An 18,433-nucleotide genomic window follows, 5' to 3' on the forward strand; every position below is an offset into this window, starting at 1 on the left:
TGCTGTCGTTGAACTCAAGCAACCTTAAACAGAGAGATTAGCCCGATTGGGGACAGCTGTCAAGATAACCGTGGGTTTTGTTACGAAACTTTAGATGCTGGAATTGCCACAAGTTTGAGTTTCCAGTTACAGCGGTTTTCCATTGTGTGCAATGCAAGATTGTTGCCGGGACACGGCAGTCGGAAAATTTTCGCTGACGACAAAAGTTACTTTAGCCAATGTCCCTACCTGCCGTTGATTTGACGGAAAAAAAGTTAGTTATTGTCCTGGGTTTGTTGGCAGCGTGGAGTGTATTTTGCCAAAGTTGAAGCGGCAGGCACATCACAGACTTGCCCAGAATGTGATGCGAATGTGTCTACTCACATCTTGCACCTGGACTAACACCTTAGTTTCTTGCAAATAGCTAAACGTGAAAGCCTAGATTTTTCGTCAAGAAACAAGGGTTTCAACGCTGGTTGAGAATGGTGCAAGATGTGAGTCTAATAACTTATCGGTCCCTTGTACTCAAGTAATTAGAAACCGAGGTGTCTCTAAGGTTGGACAGACGGTAGATGAAATTGCCTGTGGACGGGATGCGTCGGCGACTGGTTCAGTCAGTCTAGATGGCAGCGGAAGAGACAGGAAATTCTTTGAAGCGATTCTGGGAACTCCCCACCATAATCTTTGATTTGGTGGGGGAGGATGTCACAATAGTCATGCTTGACCTGACTTTTGATGTTTAGTATGAATTACTTTCGCGCTGCTATTGACGAGATGACTGGTTATACTCCTGGCGAACAACCTAAGCCGGGAACTCCGATTATTAAACTCAATACCAACGAAAATCCTTATCCGCCTTCGCCGGATGCGATCGCAGTCCTCCGCAATCTAGAGGGCGAGTGGTTGCGGCGCTATCCCGATCCCTATGCCAAGTCATTTTGTCGCGCAGTCAGCGATGCGTTGGGTGTCCCCGCAGATTGGATTATCGTCAGTAATGGCAGCGATGAATTACTCAACGTCATTGTGCGTTCAACTGCTGAGGGGAGCGAACGCACAGTCGTTTATCCCATGCCCACTTACGTACTGTATCGCACATTGGCGGCGATGCAACCTGCTAAAACAGTTGAAATTCCCTATCCCTCGGATTATTCACTGCCGATTGATGCGCTGGTTAAAGCAAATGGGGCTGTAACATTTATTGCATCGCCCAATAGTCCATCGGGGCATTTGGTGCCGTTGGAGGACTTGCGATCGCTTGCTCAACAAGTTTCGGGAATTGTTGTCGTTGATGAAGCTTATGTTGATTTTGCCGAATATTCAGCCTTACCCCTGGTGCAAGAATTTGAAAATGTGATGATTTTAAGAACCTTATCAAAAGGATATTCTTTAGCCGGATTGCGGATGGGATTTGGGATTGGGAATCCTAAGTTATTGGCGGGATTATTTAAGGTGAAAGATAGTTATAATATTGATGCGATCGCCACCGCAGTCGGCACCGCAGCCATGAGCGATCAAGCTTATAAAAATGCCTGTGCCGAAAAGGTGAAAGCATCGCGTTCAAAACTAACAATCGAGCTAAAAAATCTAGGCTTTACAGTTCTCGATTCTCAGGGAAACTTTGTCTTAGCAACGCCAACGGGAGCCAATGCAGAACAACTATATCTTGGGTTAAAAAATCGGGGAATTTTGGTGCGTTATTTCAAACAACCAGGATTAGAAGATAAACTGCGAATTACAGTTGGTACGGATGAACAAAATCAAATATTAATTGAAGCGTTAATCGGTTTGATCGGATAAGTTCGTAGGTTGGGTTGAGGTGACGAAACCTAACCTACTCAAGTACTCAAACTTGGGACTAATTTCCAGCACCTTGATCTGACTCTCCTTGCAGTTTACGTTTCCATTCTTCCAACGCTCGAACCCGGTCAAGCAGGGTGATGTAGTCACCCCAAGTGTCAATTTCCTTACCTTCTAGTCGGATAATGCGCCGCTCGTGACCTGCAACTATGTCCCGCAAGCTGTTAATAGAAGCACGCATATCACCTGTAGATGCGCGCACCTCGCCGATAGATTCGCGCAACTCGCCGATAGATTCGCGCATAGATTCGCGCACCTCGCCGATAGAGTCGCGCAACTCACCAATCGCTTTAGCGTTAGCAGCAACTAACTGCTTAAGTTCTTCATCAGTCATAGATTCAAGGGCTATTCAACTTATATTTCTGCTACCAGTATAGTACTGGACAAATTAAGTTGAATTCCCAGGGCTCTAATATCATGTCCTTAGGTATCGTTTGTATATAGTTGATTGTGGGAAAAGCTGTTTTTTTTCCTCCCACCTGCTCTTGAGTTCACCTGCTTACCTGCTTACCTGTGGCGCAGCTTTATTCCTGTTATTTATACCAGGCTTGATACCACTGTTGCATTTGGTTAATTTCGTCAGTTTGATTCTTGACAATCGATTGAGCTAGATTCCGCATTTCAGGGCGCTGGCTGTTGATAACCATTTGTGCCATCATCACCCCCATTTGGTGATGGGGAATCATTTCTTCGATAAACGCTCGGTCAAAGTCAGGCGCATTTTGCAGCGCAGATAAGTCTGTACCCATCATCCCTCTGCATCCCATTCCCATTCCCCAACCCGGACGAGAATTGGGGCGCAACTGTTTTGGATTTCCGTTGTTCGGGTTTCCCATCATGCCCATACCCATTCCCATCCCAGGTTGCCAGCTAGGAACATCCGCGCCGTACCACTGTTTGTACCAGGTTCGCATTTGCTCAATTTCCTGGGTTTGAGTTGTTTTAATCGCCTGGGCAAGTTGTTTAATTTCAGAGCGCTTTGACCGACTTAATGCCAAGTCTGCCATTGCTATTGCCCCTTCATGATGGGGAATCATCATCACGATAAAGTGTGAGTCAGAATGTCCCATTCCCATCCGTCTTGGTCTGAAGGGAACTGGAGAGGTTGCTTGAGCCAATATTGCTGTTGGAGACTCGACTAGATTAATCCGACCTGCAACGGGAGTTGCTGTTGCGATTTGTGGAGAAGTTTTGGCTGGCAGGAGCATTGCTAAGGCTGTAACTGCACTGCCTGCGAGCAGTCCTAAAATCCCGTAAATCAAAGGTTTTCTGTTCATTGTCACACCTCATTTCCAGCTAGGTGAACCCTGTTTTCCTCGGACAAAAGAAAGGAGATACCTTTAAGGTGGGTATCTCAAGGTTAGGCCAGAAATTTGAGGAATTTGTGAGGGCAGGAAAGCTGAATCATTATGAAATCAGGATGAAATTCCACATTGTTGGGTAGTGGATAGTTGGTGGTAGATAGGATCGCTCTCAGAAATAGTTCTCATTAGCCCTCGAAACTTTTCCTAAATATGCATGAAAAACTGCTCCTCCTGATCCACAGCGTGCTTTGTTTGCTTTGGAAACAAGTACTTGCCAAACTTTGCATACAACGCGGGTAAAACCACCAAAGTTATCGCTGTCGAAGTAAACAACCCACCAAATACAACAATTGATAAAGGTTGCAAAAGTTCTTGTCCTGGCCCCCCTTGTATTACCATCGGTGCTAAACCCAACGCGGAAGTTAAAGCCGTCATCAAAATTGCATTTAGTCGTTCCATCGACGCTTTAATAATAATTTCTTTCAACGGCATTCCTTCAGCATGTTTGCTATTGTAATTGTCTACCAATAATAAACCGTTGCGAGTGGCTACCCCAAACAAGGAAACAAACCCAACTAAAGACGCAACAGAAATTACTCCGCCGCTTAAAGCTACTGCAATTACGCCTCCTACCAAACCAATGGGTAAATTAATCATAATCATGGCAGTAGAAGCAATAGATTTAACCGAAAGATACATGATTACCAAAATTGCAATAAACGCGATAATACTGAATACCAGAATGTTTCGGCTAGCGCGTTCTTCTGCCTCGAATTGGCCTGCATATTGAATAAAATACCCAGCTGGTACTTGGACATTGCTTTTAACTTTGGCTTCAATTTCGTTGACAATTGATCGTAAATCTCTACCTTTTGCATTTGCCGAAACTACAATCAGACGGGAAACATTTTCGCGGTTGATAGTATTAGGCCCTGTTCCATCTCCGATACTGGCAACATTACCTAAAGGGATTTTCTGTCCATTGGGTGTATCGTTTCCATATTTTGACGGGCATCGGGTTTTAACCACACCAATAAATCAAACGATTGTTGGTTTTCCAAAACTTGAGAAACGACTTTTCCATTGAGTGCAGTTTCAATAATATTTGCCAAATTTCCCACTGTATGACCGTAACGACTTGCAGCATTCCGGTCAAATTTAATTTGAATTTGCGGGACAGGGATTTGAGGTTCTAGTAATAAATCAACAACGCCGTTAACCGTTTTCATTTGGGCTTCGACTTCTTGCCCAATTTTACGCAGTTCTTCCAAGTTGGGGCCAAAAATTTTGACTGCGATTGCACTCCGTACCCCCGACAAAACTTCATCCATCCGGTGCGAGATAAATCCGCCAACATTAGGTGCTGCTCCTGGTATTTTATCAAACTATTCCCGCAATTTTTCTAAAGTTTTTTCTCGATTTTTCATCCCCTCGTTACTGAGTTCAATATCGACGTGTGCAATGTTTACACCCGCTGCATCTGCATCGCCTGCGGCACGTCCAGCACGGGTTTGAATAAACTTAAATCTGCGGTCATCTTTGAGTGCGTCTTCAACTACATAACCAGCTTTTGTTGTGGCTTCTAGGGAAACACCTGGATATGTCAGAGTATTTACCATTGTTTGCTCTTGAAATTCTGGTAAAAATGCCCTGCCAAACGAGGGAATCATTACAATTGCTGCTATCGTTAAACTCGTCGCATTCGCTACTATTAACAAAGGATTTCGCATCGATAAATTCAAACAAAAACCGTAAATATGCTTGCAAAATATAGCCAACCACGGTTCTCGCTTTGTCACTTTTACATGCGGTAATAAAATCGCACACGCTGGAGAAACTAGCAGCGATTCTAAACTTGAAATGACAACTACTACTAAATAAGAAATCCCCATTGGGGTAAATATCCGACCTTCTACACCCGGCAAGGTAAAAATTGGCGAAAAAACAATAATTCCAATTAGAGTTGCCCCAATCAGCGAATCGCGTACTTCTTGAGAACCTGCAAAAATAATTTCTAGTGGGTGTAGTGGATTTTCAGATATTTTATTTTCCCGCAGTCTGCGATAGGTGTTTTCACCATAAACAATTGCATCATCAATCGCAGTCACAATCGCGACAGCCAAACCCCCTAAAGTCATTGTATTGAGTCCCACTCCTAACCAAGAAAGCGCCAACAATCCAAACAGCAATGTGAGAAAAAAATCTAGCAAACACACTGCAAGCGTGCGCCAATTCATTAAAAATGGAACCAGAATCAACGCTGCAATAATGCTCCCTTGAATTAAAGAGTAGCGGACGTTTTCGACCGAAGATGCGATATAACTATCTTGGCGGAATGTAGTAGTAACTTTAATACCTTGCGGTAAGCCTGCTTTGATTTCTGTCATGGCTTTTTCCACTGCACGGCTGACGGTGGGAGTATCGGCAAGCGGTTGTTTATTAACCATTAAAATAATTGAGGATTTGCCGTTAAAACTGCCATCACCTCGTTTAATTGCAGCACCAATTTCTACATCTGCGACATCTTGCAGCCGCACGGGGACTCCATTACGCGCAACGATAGCTGATTTCTTTAAGTCTTCAATGGATTCTATTCTGCCAATACCCCGAATCAACTTTTCTGTATCGGGTGTAATAAAATAGCCTCCCGGAGCATTGCTTGAGTCGCGTTTACTTGTTCTAAAGTAATATTAAAGGCTTTGAGTTTTTGTGAATCTACTAATACTTGATATTGGCGAATATCCCCGCCAAAAACTAAAACTTGGCTGACACCGGGAACGGCTAAAAGGCGGTTTGTGACTTGCCAATCAACAATTCGCCGTGCTTCCATTAAGTCGATTTTGGATTGGTCATCTTTGGCTCGTTCCCTGGCTCCTGCCTAGGAACGCGGATTTTGGATTGGGGATTCTCGTCCTCCTCGACTGTAAAGCGTATTGGACAACCAAACCAATCGGCGAGGTAGTGGGGGAAATTTGCGGTGTTTCTACTCCTGGCGGTAGTTTACTAATTGCTTGTTGCAGTCGTTCGGTGACTAATTGGCGTGCTTGATAAATCTCAGTTCCCCAATTAAATATTACCCTCACCGCCGAAATTCCCGCCGCCGAGGAAGAACGGACTGCGGTTACTCCCGGTGTACCATTAATTGCACTTTCGATTGGTAATGTTACTAGGGATTCGACTTCTTCAGGTGCGAGTCCGGGTGCTTCGGTTTGAATTTCAACTTGGGGTGGTGCAAAAGCTGGTAATACATCTAACGGCATCTGAGGAATGACGTAAAATGTCCAGATCGAGACGATAACTGTAGCTAATACGACAAGCCAGCGGCGGTCAATTACCCACCTGACAATGTGACTGAGCATGTTTTAGATTTTGGATGGATTGCGCCCACTTTTAAGATGGGTAAATCTTCAATGCTGAGTTTCCCATATAAAAATGAAATCAGGATGAAATTGAGTCGCAGCAGTTTTGTGGCGCGCGACTCACCAAGTTACAGAAACAGCACTTACCCACGCCTGGTCAAAAAATGGATGGCTAATGGCTAATGGCTAATTGCTAATTGTCAATTGCCTCCAGAGCAACCATTAGCAATTAGCTATTAGCAGTTACACAACCGTTGCAAGAGGACATGATATTATCCGGTAAAGTGACGGTAAAACAAGTTTGATTATCCTGACTTTTCACCTCCATAATACCGCCCAAATGAGCCACCAATTTTTTCACTAACGCTAGTCCCAGTCCCGTTCCGCCTTGTTTCCAAGGATCGGTACTGGGAATGCGGTAGAACTTATCAAAAATGCGAGATAATTCACTATCGGGAATTTCAACTCCCGAATTGCTAACGCTCAATTGAATTAACCCCGGTTTAGCAGAGGCGGTAACGGTAATTTGTTCGTTGGAGGGCGTATACTTACAGGCGTTATTGAGCAATTCGGTGATAATCCGCTCCAAGCTGCCTTGGTCGCATAAAAAAGGAGGTATTGTCGGGGAGATATTCACCTGTAAAGTCTGCTGGCGTTTTTGAGTGCTTTCCAGAAAGGGTGCTACGAGTTGAGGTAACCAATCCGATAGTTGAATTGCTGCGGGTTTTAGGGGTTGCTTCCCGCGTTCGAGTCGCTGTAAATCTAGTACGTCGTTAATTAGGTTAATTTCGCGATCGCACTCGTTTTGCAAGATTTGGAAATAGCGAGCTAATTTGCTTTGTTGTGCTTGAGGTTTGGCTAATTCATCAAAAAATGGTAACTCGCGATTGAGATTTATACCTAACATTTGAATCGCCATTTTCATGTTGGCGACTGGGGTGCGGAGTTCGTGGGAAATCGTGCTGAGGAATTCATCTTTGAGGCGATTGAGTCGTTCCAATTCGGTGACTTGTGCTTCGACAGCGTGGTAGAGTCGCGCTTGACGAATTGCGATCGCGCACTGAGCAGCGACTTGCTGCACCAGTCTAATTTCTACTTCGTTAAACGTATCCTCTTTCTGTTTGAATAACCACAGATCTCCCAAGGTCTGTTGGTTATCGACAATTGGACAAGCGAGGATGGAAATTTTTGCTTGCCAGCTAGGGATGCGAATGCAAAACTGAAAATACTGCCGTTGCAGCAGCTGCTGATACCATTCGGCGAACTCAGTCATCGGCACCACTTTCCCCTGAACCCCAGGCATGTCAGGGGTATACTCGTAGCTAATCGTAGCTGTGGCTCGCTCGAGATTGTATAAAGCCGCATTGCACCCCCTCAAGCCCAAAACTCCCACTAATTCCTCGACGGCGGTATGCAAAATCTGGCTTTCGTCGAAACTATCGCGCACTTTGTCAGTGATGCGCTTGAGCATCGCTTCAAAGTTGAGCGCCTGTTCGAGTTCCGCCGTGCGAATTTTGGCAACCCGCACCGGGTTTTTTAGCAAGCGCGCGCTTTGTTGTTGTTCCCTCGCAGAAAGTCTTTGCATCTGCTTGTATTGGGCAATTTCTTGTTTAAGTTGCGCAATGGTTTGAGCTTGAGCTTTCAGTTGCTTTTGAGCGCTTTTGTTCGTTGTTTTCTGCTGCTTTTTGTGGCTGATATCTTTCAGCAGAATTCGCCAACCGACTACCGTTCCCTCTGAGGAATGCACGGGTGATGCGGTAAAATTCACCGTGAGAGATTTCCCCCCAACTGGCACTAGGGGCATTTCCCATTCTCTGGCGACTTCGCTGCTATCCCATCTTGAAAGTTGGGTGCGAAACTTAGCCCGTTGCCATCGCGGGATAAAATCAACTAAGGATTTGCCTACCAAGCGATCGCGACATAGCTTTAATAAATTGGCTGTAGCACAGTTCGCTTCTAAGATTCCACCCTCCCCATCCGTCACCAAATACCCATCCGGTGCCAGCTCAAACAACTCCTGGTAGCGCCGACGTTCCGCTTCGATTCCTAGACAGGTGGCGTTCAACGCTACCTTGGACCGTTGCACTTCCTCTTCGTCAACTTGCAGCGAATCCAACCTTTGGCAAAATTTAGCGATCTCAAGCGCTAATTTCTGCCGCTGCGGTTTCGACAATTGGTGAGTATACTGGGACAGATCCTCCATTCCTTCTAGGAAGTCTTCTATTTGCTGCTCAAGCTTTTCTACCGTTTTTCCTGCCATGTACGTGCCTCAAGCTGTCCTCTGAGCCTAAAAACTATTATCAACAAGCCCGCGAGCGATCGTTACTACACCTACGATCCACCCCTAAGCCTCAAATGCTTATGGTGGCATGGATTGATAATATCTGTCTTCAGAAATAGCCGTAATTTTGCTACAAAAAACTTTAGGTAGATTCACCAAAGCCCCTCAGGTGATTAAATAAGTTTATACAGATTTAATTGGCTGAGGGTGATTAGGGTATAGGGGGATACATTTAAGTTACCGATAGAATGTATAGCTAGCTTTTATCCTTCCCATCCTCTATCTGGCGCTATGATTAAAAATACCAATTAAATCGACTACATCTTATAACTTAGATGTATAAAACCTCAGGGTGCAATCTATGAAATTGTCACAAAAGCCACGATTAAGCCGTTCGGTACAGAGGTTTTAGCAATGACTAATTTAACACCCGTTACTACTTACCAAACTATCCCGATTTACCTGAATAAACTTAAGAAAAATAAAGGATGCTGGCTCCAGTGGGTCTACCAAGGCATTCAATACGGTGTGCCTGTTACTACCGTAAATGAAGCTCTACTAAAGGCAAAGCAGGTGATTGATGCGACGCTGGCGTTGCAAGCGCAAGCAATGGGAAGGTCGGCTTAAAAGTTAAAACTTGTTTCTAGTCCTATCCTTTTTTCCGCGCTCAAGAACTTTCCCAACCAATTGTGAATCCAATGTCAAAAAAAAGCAACAAAGCCCGCTGACGGCGGGCTTTGTTGATGGATATTCAGTTAAGTTTTGTAGCAATTTCTTGACATTTAAAGCGAATTGCTATCGAGTATTTGAGGTGCGGTGGAGTTGAAAGAGTAGATGGGCGATTTCGGTTGAGCAACGATGGGCAGAACTTGGCGCATTTCGGCTGCGACTGCTACTGCTTTCACATCGTAGGTTTGCGTCATCAGCTTGGGATACAACCCGATGCCGATAATCGGCAGCAACAGACAAGCGGTAATAAAGATTTCGCGAGGTTTGGCATCCATCCAAGATTCGAGGGCTAGTTTTTCATCTTGCTGACCGTAGAACACTTCTCGCAGCATCGAGAGCAAGTAAATCGGAGTCAGAATCAATCCCACTGCCGACAGCAGCACCACAATAACTTTGAAGCTGGAGTTATAAGCATCGCTGGTGGTCAAGCCCAAGAATACCGTCAACTCGCTGACAAATCCGCTCATTCCCGGTAGCGCTAGGGAAGCCATCGCACCCGCAGTGAATAAAGCGAAGGTTTTGGGCATAGATTTAGCAATACCGCCCATTTTATCCATCATCAAGGTGTGCGTGCGATCGTAAGCCACACCAGCGAGGAAGAACAACGCGGCGGCAATTAACCCGTGGGAAATCATTTGCAGCAAGGCACCGTTAATTCCCAACTCGGTATAAGAGGCAATGCCAATCAGCACAAACCCCATGTGGGAAATCGAAGACGAAGCTAAGCGCCGTTTGAGATTCTTTTGGGCGAAAGCATTCAAAGCACCGTAGATAATATTCACCACACCCAGCATCACCAACACCGGAGCAAAGTAAACGTGAGCGTGGGGCAGCATTTCGACGTTCATGCGGATGAGTGCATAACCACCCATCTTGAGCAAAACCCCTGCCAGAATCATCGAGACGGGGGCAGAAGCTTCGCCGTGGGCGTCCGGTAACCAAGTGTGTAGGGGGAAGATGGCCAGTTTGACGCCGAAGGAAATCAACAAGCCAGCATATAGTAAAAGTTCAAACCCGATGGGGTAGTGCTTTTGTGCCAGGGTTGAAAGGTCAAACGTAATATTGTCGCCATAGAAAGCCATTGCTAAGCCAGCAACCAGAATAAATACGGAGGCTGCGGCAGTATAGAGAATAAATTTGGTAGCTGCATAGAGGCGCTTTGGTCCGCCCCAGATCGAGATTAATACATAGACTGGCACTAGCTCTAGTTCCCACACCAAGAAGAACAAAAGCATATCCTGAGCCGCAAACACGCCAATCTGGGCGCTATACATTGCCAGCATCAGGAAGTGAAATAAACGCGGCTTGTTGGTAACTTTCCATCCGGCGAAGATGGCTAAAGTCGTTACCAAGCCGGTTAATACAATCAGCGGCATGGATAGACCATCAACTGCCACCGACCAATTCAAACCGAGTTGGGGTATCCAGGGGTAGTTTTCCACCAACTGGAGCGATGAGCTTTGTAAATCGTAATGATGCCAAAAAGTATTAACGATCAAGCCCAATTCTAGAATCCCCACCCCTAACGAGTACCAGCGGACCGTTTTGCCTTCTTTGTCCGGGATGAGCGGAATCGCAAAGGCCGCTACAAGGGGTAGCAGGATGATAGTGGTTAGCCAAGGAAACGAGGTGCTAAACATCACTCAGAATAAATACTTATTGCAGGCACTTTCATTTTATGAAGCTGTGTAAAGTTTTGAGAACGGTGTAAACCCGGAAAAAAGTAGCGTTCAGCATAGATAAGAATAAATACATAAGTCCCTGACAGGGGTCTGGAGCCTGGTTAAAAGTATCCTCCGCATTTTCTCCTAGAAAGGTAAGTAGGTAGTGGGAAAGCTACGGATCCCGACTACCCTAGGGACCCAGACAATTGGGTTGGGACTTTGCCAGAATGGGGTTAAAGTAGTTCCCTGCTCAAGACCCAACTTGGATTGAGCTACTTCAGGGACGACGAATTCTGCCCCAGCCAGCAGTTAAACAACTCGATTGACGATCGTCCAAACGTCGCCATCAGAGCGGACGTAAGGAACGGAGATACTTCTTATGCCTGTAATGAAAGGCTTGTAGTAGACTTGCCAATAACTGGGAGCGATTTCATGAGCGATCGCTTTCAGTGCTTGGATCTCCTGTGCCAGTTCCGCTGAGAGTTGATTAATTCTTTCGGCGTGGGCGCGAGCGCTTTCTCTGCCCGCTTCTACTTGCTCCTCCAATTGGGTGTATCTAGTTTTAGCCGGTAACCTGTTTGACTCGGCTAGTTTCTGCTTTAATTGAGCTTCCAGGGCAGCGATGGCATCGTCAATTCCCTTGACTTCGGCCGCAGCTAGCGCCAATTCTCTGGCACGGCGGCGGTAAGCAGAGGCTATAGCCTTGGGTGACTCATTGTCTGGACTTACCGGATCGACTTTGATCTGTTCCCGTTCCTGTCGCAGAGCCTGTATTTGAGATCGAATTGCTTCTATCTCTAGTTGTAATTGATCCATGACACAATTCCTTTGTGATTTTGGGAATAGAACAATGGGAACCTGTATCCGAATATATAAGCCAACAGCAACAGGGGTTTCTCGGAGATTGATAACAGGGTGATTGTACTGTGAGTACAAGTGGGTCTGTTTGATTTGCCGAAGTGAAATCCCGCTCGGGGAAACTACCATTATGTTCAAATGAATCTTTTAACCCTGCGAAACCCTGGAGAGTTATGGTTACAGTTTTGGTTGTGGAAGACAGTCGGACGCAACGGGAGATGATTTCAGGTTTCCTGCAAGAGAAGGGACTGCAAGTCACCCAAGCGAGTGATGGAATCGAAGCGCTCAACCAAATTGCAGCGCATCGTCCAGATGTAGTACTGATGGACATCGTAATGCCCCGGATGAACGGTTATGAATGTTGCCGTCGGCTCAAATCGAACCCAGAAACGCAGAATGTACCTGTGGTTATGTGTTCGTCTAAGCAGGAAGAATTCGACCGTTACTGGGGGCTAAAACAAGGTGCAGATGCTTATATTACTAAACCTTTCCATCCGTCAGAATTGATTCAAATACTGAAACGACTGCTGAAAAAGTAGCGGTAATAGAAAACATTTTTCTAGATACTAACTTTTGCTCCTTGGGAATCTATTTGCAGCGTCAGCACCTCTGGTTTCACTCCTTGTTCCTTCCAAGCATCGCCCATCGCCGTCGCCACGGCGGTTGCTGATGCCCCATCTGCTAATGCTAAAAGTGTAGGCCCGGCGCCGCTAATTACCATCCCATATGCACCAGATGCTAACGCCGCGTCTTTGACGGCATCATAGCCTTTAATCAATGCTTGGCGGTAAGGTTGGTGGATTTTATCTTGCAAAGCTGCTTGTAACCAATCGCGTTTACCAGTTTCTAACCCGCGTACGAGCAAACCCAGATGCGCCGTGTTAAAAATAGCATCAGCACGGCTGTATTCGGTAGGCAAAACGCGCCTCGCCTCCGCCGTGGAAAGTTCAAAATCGGGAATTGCCACTACAGGAATAATATCCCCGTGCCAGGGGATATCGCAGATTTCCCAATCAGTGGCGTTGGTAGCTGCGAGACGACATCCACCCACCAAGGCGGGGACGACGTTATCTGGGTGTCCTTCGAGAGCGATCGCTAGCCCCATCACTTCATTTTGCGGCAAAGGCGAACCCGCTAACAAATTTGCACCTACTAATCCCCCCACAATAGCAGTCGCCGAACTTCCCAGTCCTCGTGCTAACGGTACACCGAGATTGATTTGTATTTCCACAGCTGGCGGGGTTTGACCAATATGCTGGTACAACTTTAAGAAAGATTGATAAGCCAGATTGCTTTCATCGGTAATAACGCGGTCTGCTTCAATACCAGTCACAGTAATTCTTAGCCCCCCGGGAACCCTGGGCGGATCCCCCCCGTGCCCCCCCTTGGCAAGGGGGGGTTGGGGGGGATCTAAGCGAGTAAATTTGAACTCGTTGTACAGGGTTAAAGCTGCACCAATGCAGTCAAAACCTGGCCCTAAATTAGCAGTCGTGGCGGGAACTTTAACCGTAACGCTATTGCTCATTTTCAATTTTTAATCGCAGATCAACGCAGATAATATCATTACATGCGATCGCCGATTTTCTTGAAGCCCGGTTGTTAATTTTTACTAATATTGCGTTATTGCACATTTGTTGCCAAAACTGGGGTGTTAAATATCTATCCTGACGCTGAAGAGTTTTTGGATTTTTTTTGTAGACAGTGCCACATCAGTTTTTATTACTTTTCCTAAGTCTATTATTGTTAGTAAATATCTTTGTGATTTTTGACGTGTATTTGACAATACATTGAGGGCTGCTATAATGCGATTTATCTCGATGATTCATCAAGTAAAACTTACACCAGCGCGGGCGATGGCAGGCGAAAAATTGGCTTGGTATGGATAGAAAAATCGCGCATTATCTTAAGCCTTTTTCCCGCAGTAATGTATCTACCCAAGCTGCCTCTGATTCGGATAATTGCGGTACTGTTTCGCTGTTATAATCAATTACATAATCGTACCCCGCTCGCTCATATATACTATTAATTAACGTCGGCAAATCTACGATTGTTTCGACATCGCCGCGCCGCAATGGTAAAGGAAAAGAGGGAATTGCATCGGTTAAATTAAACAAATACAAATCCGCCGGGCGTTCATCTCCCCTACCGATTAAAATGCGATAATTTGCTTCTATATCGCAGTCTAATACAGGCATGGGTTGCCATCCTCGTAGTAAATCAATTTCCCCAAGGTGGGTGCGACTTCCTAAGACTTGCTGGCGTTTCTCTTCATACATTTCCCGTCCTTGTCCAGGACGTTTATTGGTAGGGGAAAGCAATTCAATAACTGTCACTACTTGTTTAGTTGCTATTTCTCTTACTTCTAAATAACTTTCCCTAAATTCCAAAGGGATAGGCATTCTCACCCGACGAGGCGCTATCGGTGGCGCAGCAACAGCGACGTTAGAATTTGTTGGATTTGTTTGAGTCCGCAGGCGTTGTTGAACGACTACATCAGGGATATAGATTAGAAGCGAATCATCCCGATTAACTTGATAGACTCGCCTTGCGATATCTACAAAATATTTTGGCAGGATTTGAGGAGCTAAAGCATCTGCTATTGCTACAATTAGCCTATTATGTATGGAAGGCCAAATATCAGGATGTTCTAAATAGGGATTCATCCCCGGAAATGGATTAGGCATAGGAATTTTAGATTTTAGATTTTAGATTTTAGATTTGGGATTTGGGATTTGGGATTGTAGAGACGTTGCGGGCAACGTCTCTAATCATATTCCCTAGAAGTTGTTGTAGTTGGAAATAGCGTTTTTCAGCCTTTCCAATACTTCTGCAACTGGGATCGATCCTAATTCTCCAGAAGCGCGGGTGCGAATGCTGAGACTGTTGGTTTCAACTTCTTTGGCGCCGATAATTCCCATGAGGGGAATTTTGTCTGTTTCGGCATTGCGAATTTGTTTACCCAAGCGTTCGCCGCTGGTGTCTGCTTCGGCGCGGATATTGAGCGATCGCATCTTTTCGGCGACTGATTTAGCAAATGGCAAAAACTCATCGCTAACCGTCAATAATCGCGCTTGAATTGGTGATAACCACAAGGGGAAATCTCCCGCATACTCTTCAATTAAAATCCCAATTAGCCTTTCTAACGAGCCAAAAGGTGCGCGGTGAATCATCACCGGACGTTGACGCTTGCCATCTTCTGCCACATATTCCAACTCGAATCGTTCTGGCAGATTGTAATCTACTTGAACCGTTCCCAACTGCCATTCGCGTTCCAAGGCATCGCGGAAAATAAAATCGAGTTTGGGGCCATAAAATGCGGCTTCCCCAATCCCTTCAAAGTGTTCCATTCCCAGCTTTTCTACCGCGCGGCGAATCGCACCTTGTGCCTTTTCCCAAGCTTCGTCGGAACCGATATATTTATCCGATGCCGGATCTCGGAAACTCAGTCGCGCTTTAAAGTTCTTCAGTTGCAGCTTGTTGAACACCGACAGAATTAAATCCACTACATTGAGGAATTCGCTGTCTAATTGTTCTGGGGTGACAAATAGGTGAGAATCATCGACAGTGAAACCCCGCACCCGCGTTAAACCGCCCAATTCTCCAGATTGTTCGTAGCGGTAAACCGTGCCGAATTCCGCTAAGCGCATCGGCAGTTCCCGATAGGAACGCAACTCGCTTTTATAGATTTGGATGTGGAAAGGACAGTTCATCGGTTTGAGGGTAAAACCCTCTTCCTTCGCCGCAGATTCCTCATCTTCTGCCATCAAAGGAAACATATCTTGTTTATATTTCTGCCAGTGTCCGGAGATTTTGAATAAATCCACTTTGGCGATGTGGGGCGTGACAACTGGTAGATAACCGCGTTTGAGTTGTTCCTGTTTGAGGAAATCTTCTAAAAGACTCCGCAACACGGTTCCTTTAGGCGTCCACAAAGGCAACCCCGGCCCCACGTCATCGGAAAATATAAACAGTCCTAATTCTTTGCCCAGCTTGCGGTGGTCCCGGCGCAATGCTTCTTCCTTGCGGCGTTTATATTCTGCCAGCTGTTCCGGAGTTTCCCAAGCAGTGCCGTAAATCCGTTGCAGTTGAGCTTTGGTAGCATCTCCCCGCCAGTATGCCCCGGCGACGCTTTCTAGTTCAATTGCTTTGGGGTTCAACTCGCCGGTATTTTCCAAGTGGGGACCGGCGCACAAATCCCACCATTGATCCCCGAGGTGGTAGATCGTAATCGGTTCTTCTTTTATACTTTCTAGTATTTCCAGTTTGTAAGGCTCGTTAATTTCCTTGATGCGGCGTTGGGCTTCCTCGCGGGTGACTTCTTCCCGCATCACGGGCAATTTGCGGTTAACGATTTTGACCATCTCTTTCTGGATGGCTTTCAAATCTTTTTCCGTAAATGGATCTGGATTGTCAAAGTCGTAGTAAAATCCATTTTCAATCCAGGGACCGATCGTCACCTGCGCTTTGGGAAATAACTTTTGCACCGCCATCGCCATCACGTGGGAGGCGGTGTGACGAATTTTCTTTAAGGTTTCCGATTCGTTGGTGCGAGGTAAATACATTTTTACTGGTTGTTCTGGGGAATCTTTCGATTCTGGTTTAATTGAAGGCTGCTGAACCATGTTTCTAAGAAAGAAATTGATAATAGTGGCATCGGGAATTGGGCAGGTGGGCACCTGGAGCAGGTGGGCACCCGGGGCAGAGGGGAATTTGAATCTATCATTCTTCCCATCTCCCCTGCTCCCCATCTCCCCTGCTCCGGGTGCTGACTCGCACAAGAGTCCACCCCCTACCGCTCTATCTTACCGACTTGCCCTACCGCTGGTTAGAGTAGGGATATTTAACAAAATCTGCCAGAAATGTAACGAAACGTAAATGAGGTTAAGATTATGATGTAAGTTAGTAAGCTTGTCTTTCGATTGATGCTTAATTCAAACTTGCCGGAGCCGGAATTGCTCAAAACCTTACTGGAACCACTATTAGAAGATTTTACGTACTGGTTTGAGGGCTCGCGCAACTTCCTGGAAACCGAGCAACTTCACTTCTTAACTCAACAGCAGCAAGCCGATTTACTGGCGCGGGTAAAACAGGCTCAAACTGAAGTCAGAACGACTCAGATGCTGTTTCAAGCCATTGGCGGTCAAGTGGGCGTGGAAACATCCACCCTCATGCCTTGGCATATATTGGTCACCGAATGCTGGCAAGTGGCAATGCGCTTTCGCATGGAGCAGTCTACCGAACAAAAACCGGAGATGTAAAGCCTGCAACCCTGAGACCGGATTGTAACGTTTGGTTAAAATCTCTCATTTTTGATAAAAGTTTCTCACCTAATGCTGTTGATTGTCTGAACCGGAGGAAGATATGATGTTTCACCTGCTTTACATTTTGGCTTTCACGATAATTGCCTTTTTAGCTGTCGGCAATCTCATCCGCAGCTTGCTTAGTATCAGTACAGATTATCAGTACAACTCGAATTCTAGACGCCGTCCCCAGCAGGTACCGCACCCAGAATTTCTGGATGCAGCTGGTAACGTGATTGAAGAACCCCTTTTGGTGATGAAGTCGATCGGTGTAGAGGACGCACGTCAACAGTTAGAGTCGCTTTATAAAAATCAACCGGAAAATCCGTCGAATTAATATTGACAGATATACAAAGTTGTGAATTCAGAGAAGGCGATCCTAGTAACGTAAGTTGCTAGTTATCTTTTTATCGATGCTAATGGCTAATGGCTAATAGCTAATGGCTAATGGTAGAACCGAAAAATATTCCCATAAGCAATTAGCAAGCTGGCGATTAGCTTCTGCTGTGCAACCCACGATAGTTATAACTAGCAACTTGGGTTAGTAGGTTGGGTTGAGGTAACGAAACCCAACTCTAAATCTGAATATGTTGGCTAATGGGGAACTTTACTTAAAGCCAACCAAGTATAAAGCCCAACAATGCCATCGGGTACAAGTCCGTAGCGCTTCTGAAAAGCTCGCACGGCAGCATCGGTATCTAAACCAAATTTACCGTTAATTTCGCCGCGAAAGAAGCTAACACCCTGTAAAACAGTCTGCAAAGTTATAACAGCCTCACCCTGACTGCCGCGCTGTAAAGTTGGCATATTGAGGGGGACTCCCGTGTAGAGTGCTTGCCAAGTTAGCGGCCCCACAATACCATCTTTTTTGAGAAAAACGCGGTGCTGAAATGCTTTGACAGCAGCCTCAACTTTTTTGTCAAATAAACCATCGGGGGAAGTGGATAATAGCTCGTAGTGAAGTAAGAGTTTTTGTAGTTCTATAACCGCTGGACCAGAAGCACCGCGTCGAAGTAGGGGTTTTTTTATCCGAGCATCTCCAGTTGGTTGCCCTGTGGCGTTTTTATCGCTAAAAGCTTTCATAGTTATTCCCTTACTCATA

General features: G+C 45.6%; 15 protein-coding genes and 1 pseudogene. 5 read left to right on the forward strand and 11 right to left on the reverse strand.

Annotated elements, in window-relative coordinates:
* Nucleotides 1-723 precede the first annotated feature (723 nt).
* Complete coding sequence (gene hisC / locus ACE1CM_RS41720) at nt 724-1,776, forward strand: histidinol-phosphate transaminase (RefSeq protein WP_374885131.1); 1,053 nt, start codon at nt 724-726, stop codon at nt 1,774-1,776.
* 58 nt (nt 1,777-1,834) lie between these two features.
* Here hisC and ACE1CM_RS41725 read toward each other — a convergent pair whose 3' ends face one another.
* The 5 genes and pseudogenes from ACE1CM_RS41725 to ACE1CM_RS41745 all read right to left on the reverse strand — a co-directional run bounded on the left by ACE1CM_RS41725 (nt 1,835) and on the right by ACE1CM_RS41745 (nt 8,759).
* Nucleotides 1,835-2,170 carry a hypothetical protein gene (locus tag ACE1CM_RS41725; protein WP_374885132.1) on the reverse strand — a complete coding sequence of 112 codons (336 nt, stop codon included), beginning with the start codon at nt 2,168-2,170 and terminating at the stop codon, nt 1,835-1,837.
* A gap of 199 nt (nt 2,171-2,369) precedes the next feature.
* Nucleotides 2,370-3,113 carry a DUF305 domain-containing protein gene (locus tag ACE1CM_RS41730; protein WP_374885134.1) on the reverse strand — a complete coding sequence of 248 codons (744 nt, stop codon included), beginning with the start codon at nt 3,111-3,113 and terminating at the stop codon, nt 2,370-2,372.
* Between the two features lie 231 nt (nt 3,114-3,344).
* Nucleotides 3,345-5,970 (reverse strand): annotated as a pseudogene (locus ACE1CM_RS41735) (efflux RND transporter permease subunit).
* Nucleotides 5,971-5,989: 19 nt separating this feature from the next.
* On the reverse strand, nt 5,990-6,499 hold the full coding sequence (locus ACE1CM_RS41740; RefSeq protein ID WP_374885136.1) for an efflux RND transporter permease subunit: 510 nt from the start codon (nt 6,497-6,499) through the stop codon (nt 5,990-5,992).
* A gap of 229 nt (nt 6,500-6,728) precedes the next feature.
* Entirely contained in the window at nt 6,729-8,759 is a 2,031-nt protein-coding gene (locus ACE1CM_RS41745) for an ATP-binding protein (RefSeq protein WP_374885137.1), read from the reverse strand.
* Nucleotides 8,760-9,194: 435 nt separating this feature from the next.
* On the opposite strand from ACE1CM_RS41745, the gene ACE1CM_RS41750 reads away from it, so the two are divergent.
* A complete protein-coding gene (locus tag ACE1CM_RS41750) occupies nt 9,195-9,407 on the forward strand; it encodes a hypothetical protein (RefSeq protein ID WP_226578019.1) in 213 nt (70 codons plus the stop codon).
* Nucleotides 9,408-9,562: 155 nt separating this feature from the next.
* On the opposite strand, the gene ACE1CM_RS41755 is transcribed toward ACE1CM_RS41750, so the two are convergent.
* Together ACE1CM_RS41755 and ACE1CM_RS41760 are read right to left on the reverse strand one after the other, a co-directional pair.
* Nucleotides 9,563-11,149 carry an NAD(P)H-quinone oxidoreductase subunit 4 gene (locus ACE1CM_RS41755; protein ID WP_374885139.1) on the reverse strand — a complete coding sequence of 529 codons (1,587 nt, stop codon included), beginning with the start codon at nt 11,147-11,149 and terminating at the stop codon, nt 9,563-9,565.
* A gap of 333 nt (nt 11,150-11,482) precedes the next feature.
* Nucleotides 11,483-11,989 carry a hypothetical protein gene (locus tag ACE1CM_RS41760; protein WP_374885141.1) on the reverse strand — a complete coding sequence of 169 codons (507 nt, stop codon included), beginning with the start codon at nt 11,987-11,989 and terminating at the stop codon, nt 11,483-11,485.
* A 215-nt stretch (nt 11,990-12,204) separates the two neighbouring features.
* Here ACE1CM_RS41760 and ACE1CM_RS41765 point away from each other — a divergent pair, with 215 nt between their 5' ends.
* A complete protein-coding gene (locus ACE1CM_RS41765) occupies nt 12,205-12,570 on the forward strand; it encodes a PleD family two-component system response regulator (RefSeq protein ID WP_226584513.1) in 366 nt (121 codons plus the stop codon).
* 20 nt (nt 12,571-12,590) lie between these two features.
* Here ACE1CM_RS41765 and thrB read toward each other — a convergent pair whose 3' ends face one another.
* The 3 genes from thrB to thrS form a co-directional block, all read right to left on the reverse strand.
* A complete protein-coding gene (gene thrB / locus ACE1CM_RS41770; RefSeq protein WP_374885143.1) occupies nt 12,591-13,556 on the reverse strand; it encodes a homoserine kinase in 966 nt (321 codons plus the stop codon).
* A gap of 373 nt (nt 13,557-13,929) precedes the next feature.
* The gene (locus tag ACE1CM_RS41775; protein ID WP_374885145.1) at nt 13,930-14,715 is read right to left on the reverse strand and encodes a DUF4058 family protein; all 786 of its coding nucleotides are present in this window, start codon (nt 14,713-14,715) and stop codon (nt 13,930-13,932) included.
* A 93-nt stretch (nt 14,716-14,808) separates the two neighbouring features.
* A complete protein-coding gene (gene thrS, locus ACE1CM_RS41780; RefSeq protein ID WP_374885146.1) occupies nt 14,809-16,653 on the reverse strand; it encodes a threonine--tRNA ligase in 1,845 nt (614 codons plus the stop codon).
* A 300-nt stretch (nt 16,654-16,953) separates the two neighbouring features.
* On the opposite strand from thrS, the gene ACE1CM_RS41785 reads away from it, so the two are divergent.
* Both ACE1CM_RS41785 and ACE1CM_RS41790 read left to right on the forward strand, forming a co-directional pair.
* Complete coding sequence (locus tag ACE1CM_RS41785) at nt 16,954-17,289, forward strand: DUF2605 domain-containing protein (protein WP_374885147.1); 336 nt, start codon at nt 16,954-16,956, stop codon at nt 17,287-17,289.
* A 106-nt stretch (nt 17,290-17,395) separates the two neighbouring features.
* Entirely contained in the window at nt 17,396-17,668 is a 273-nt protein-coding gene (locus ACE1CM_RS41790) for a DUF2973 domain-containing protein (RefSeq protein WP_374885151.1), read from the forward strand.
* 257 nt (nt 17,669-17,925) lie between these two features.
* On the opposite strand, the gene ACE1CM_RS41795 is transcribed toward ACE1CM_RS41790, so the two are convergent.
* Nucleotides 17,926-18,433: peptidoglycan-binding protein (locus ACE1CM_RS41795; protein ID WP_374885149.1), on the reverse strand; the 508-nt coding region annotated here is incomplete at its 5' end.

The organism is Microseira sp. BLCC-F43 (assembly GCF_041929235.1).
Classification (GTDB): Bacteria; Cyanobacteriota; Cyanobacteriia; order Cyanobacteriales; family Aerosakkonemataceae; genus Microseira.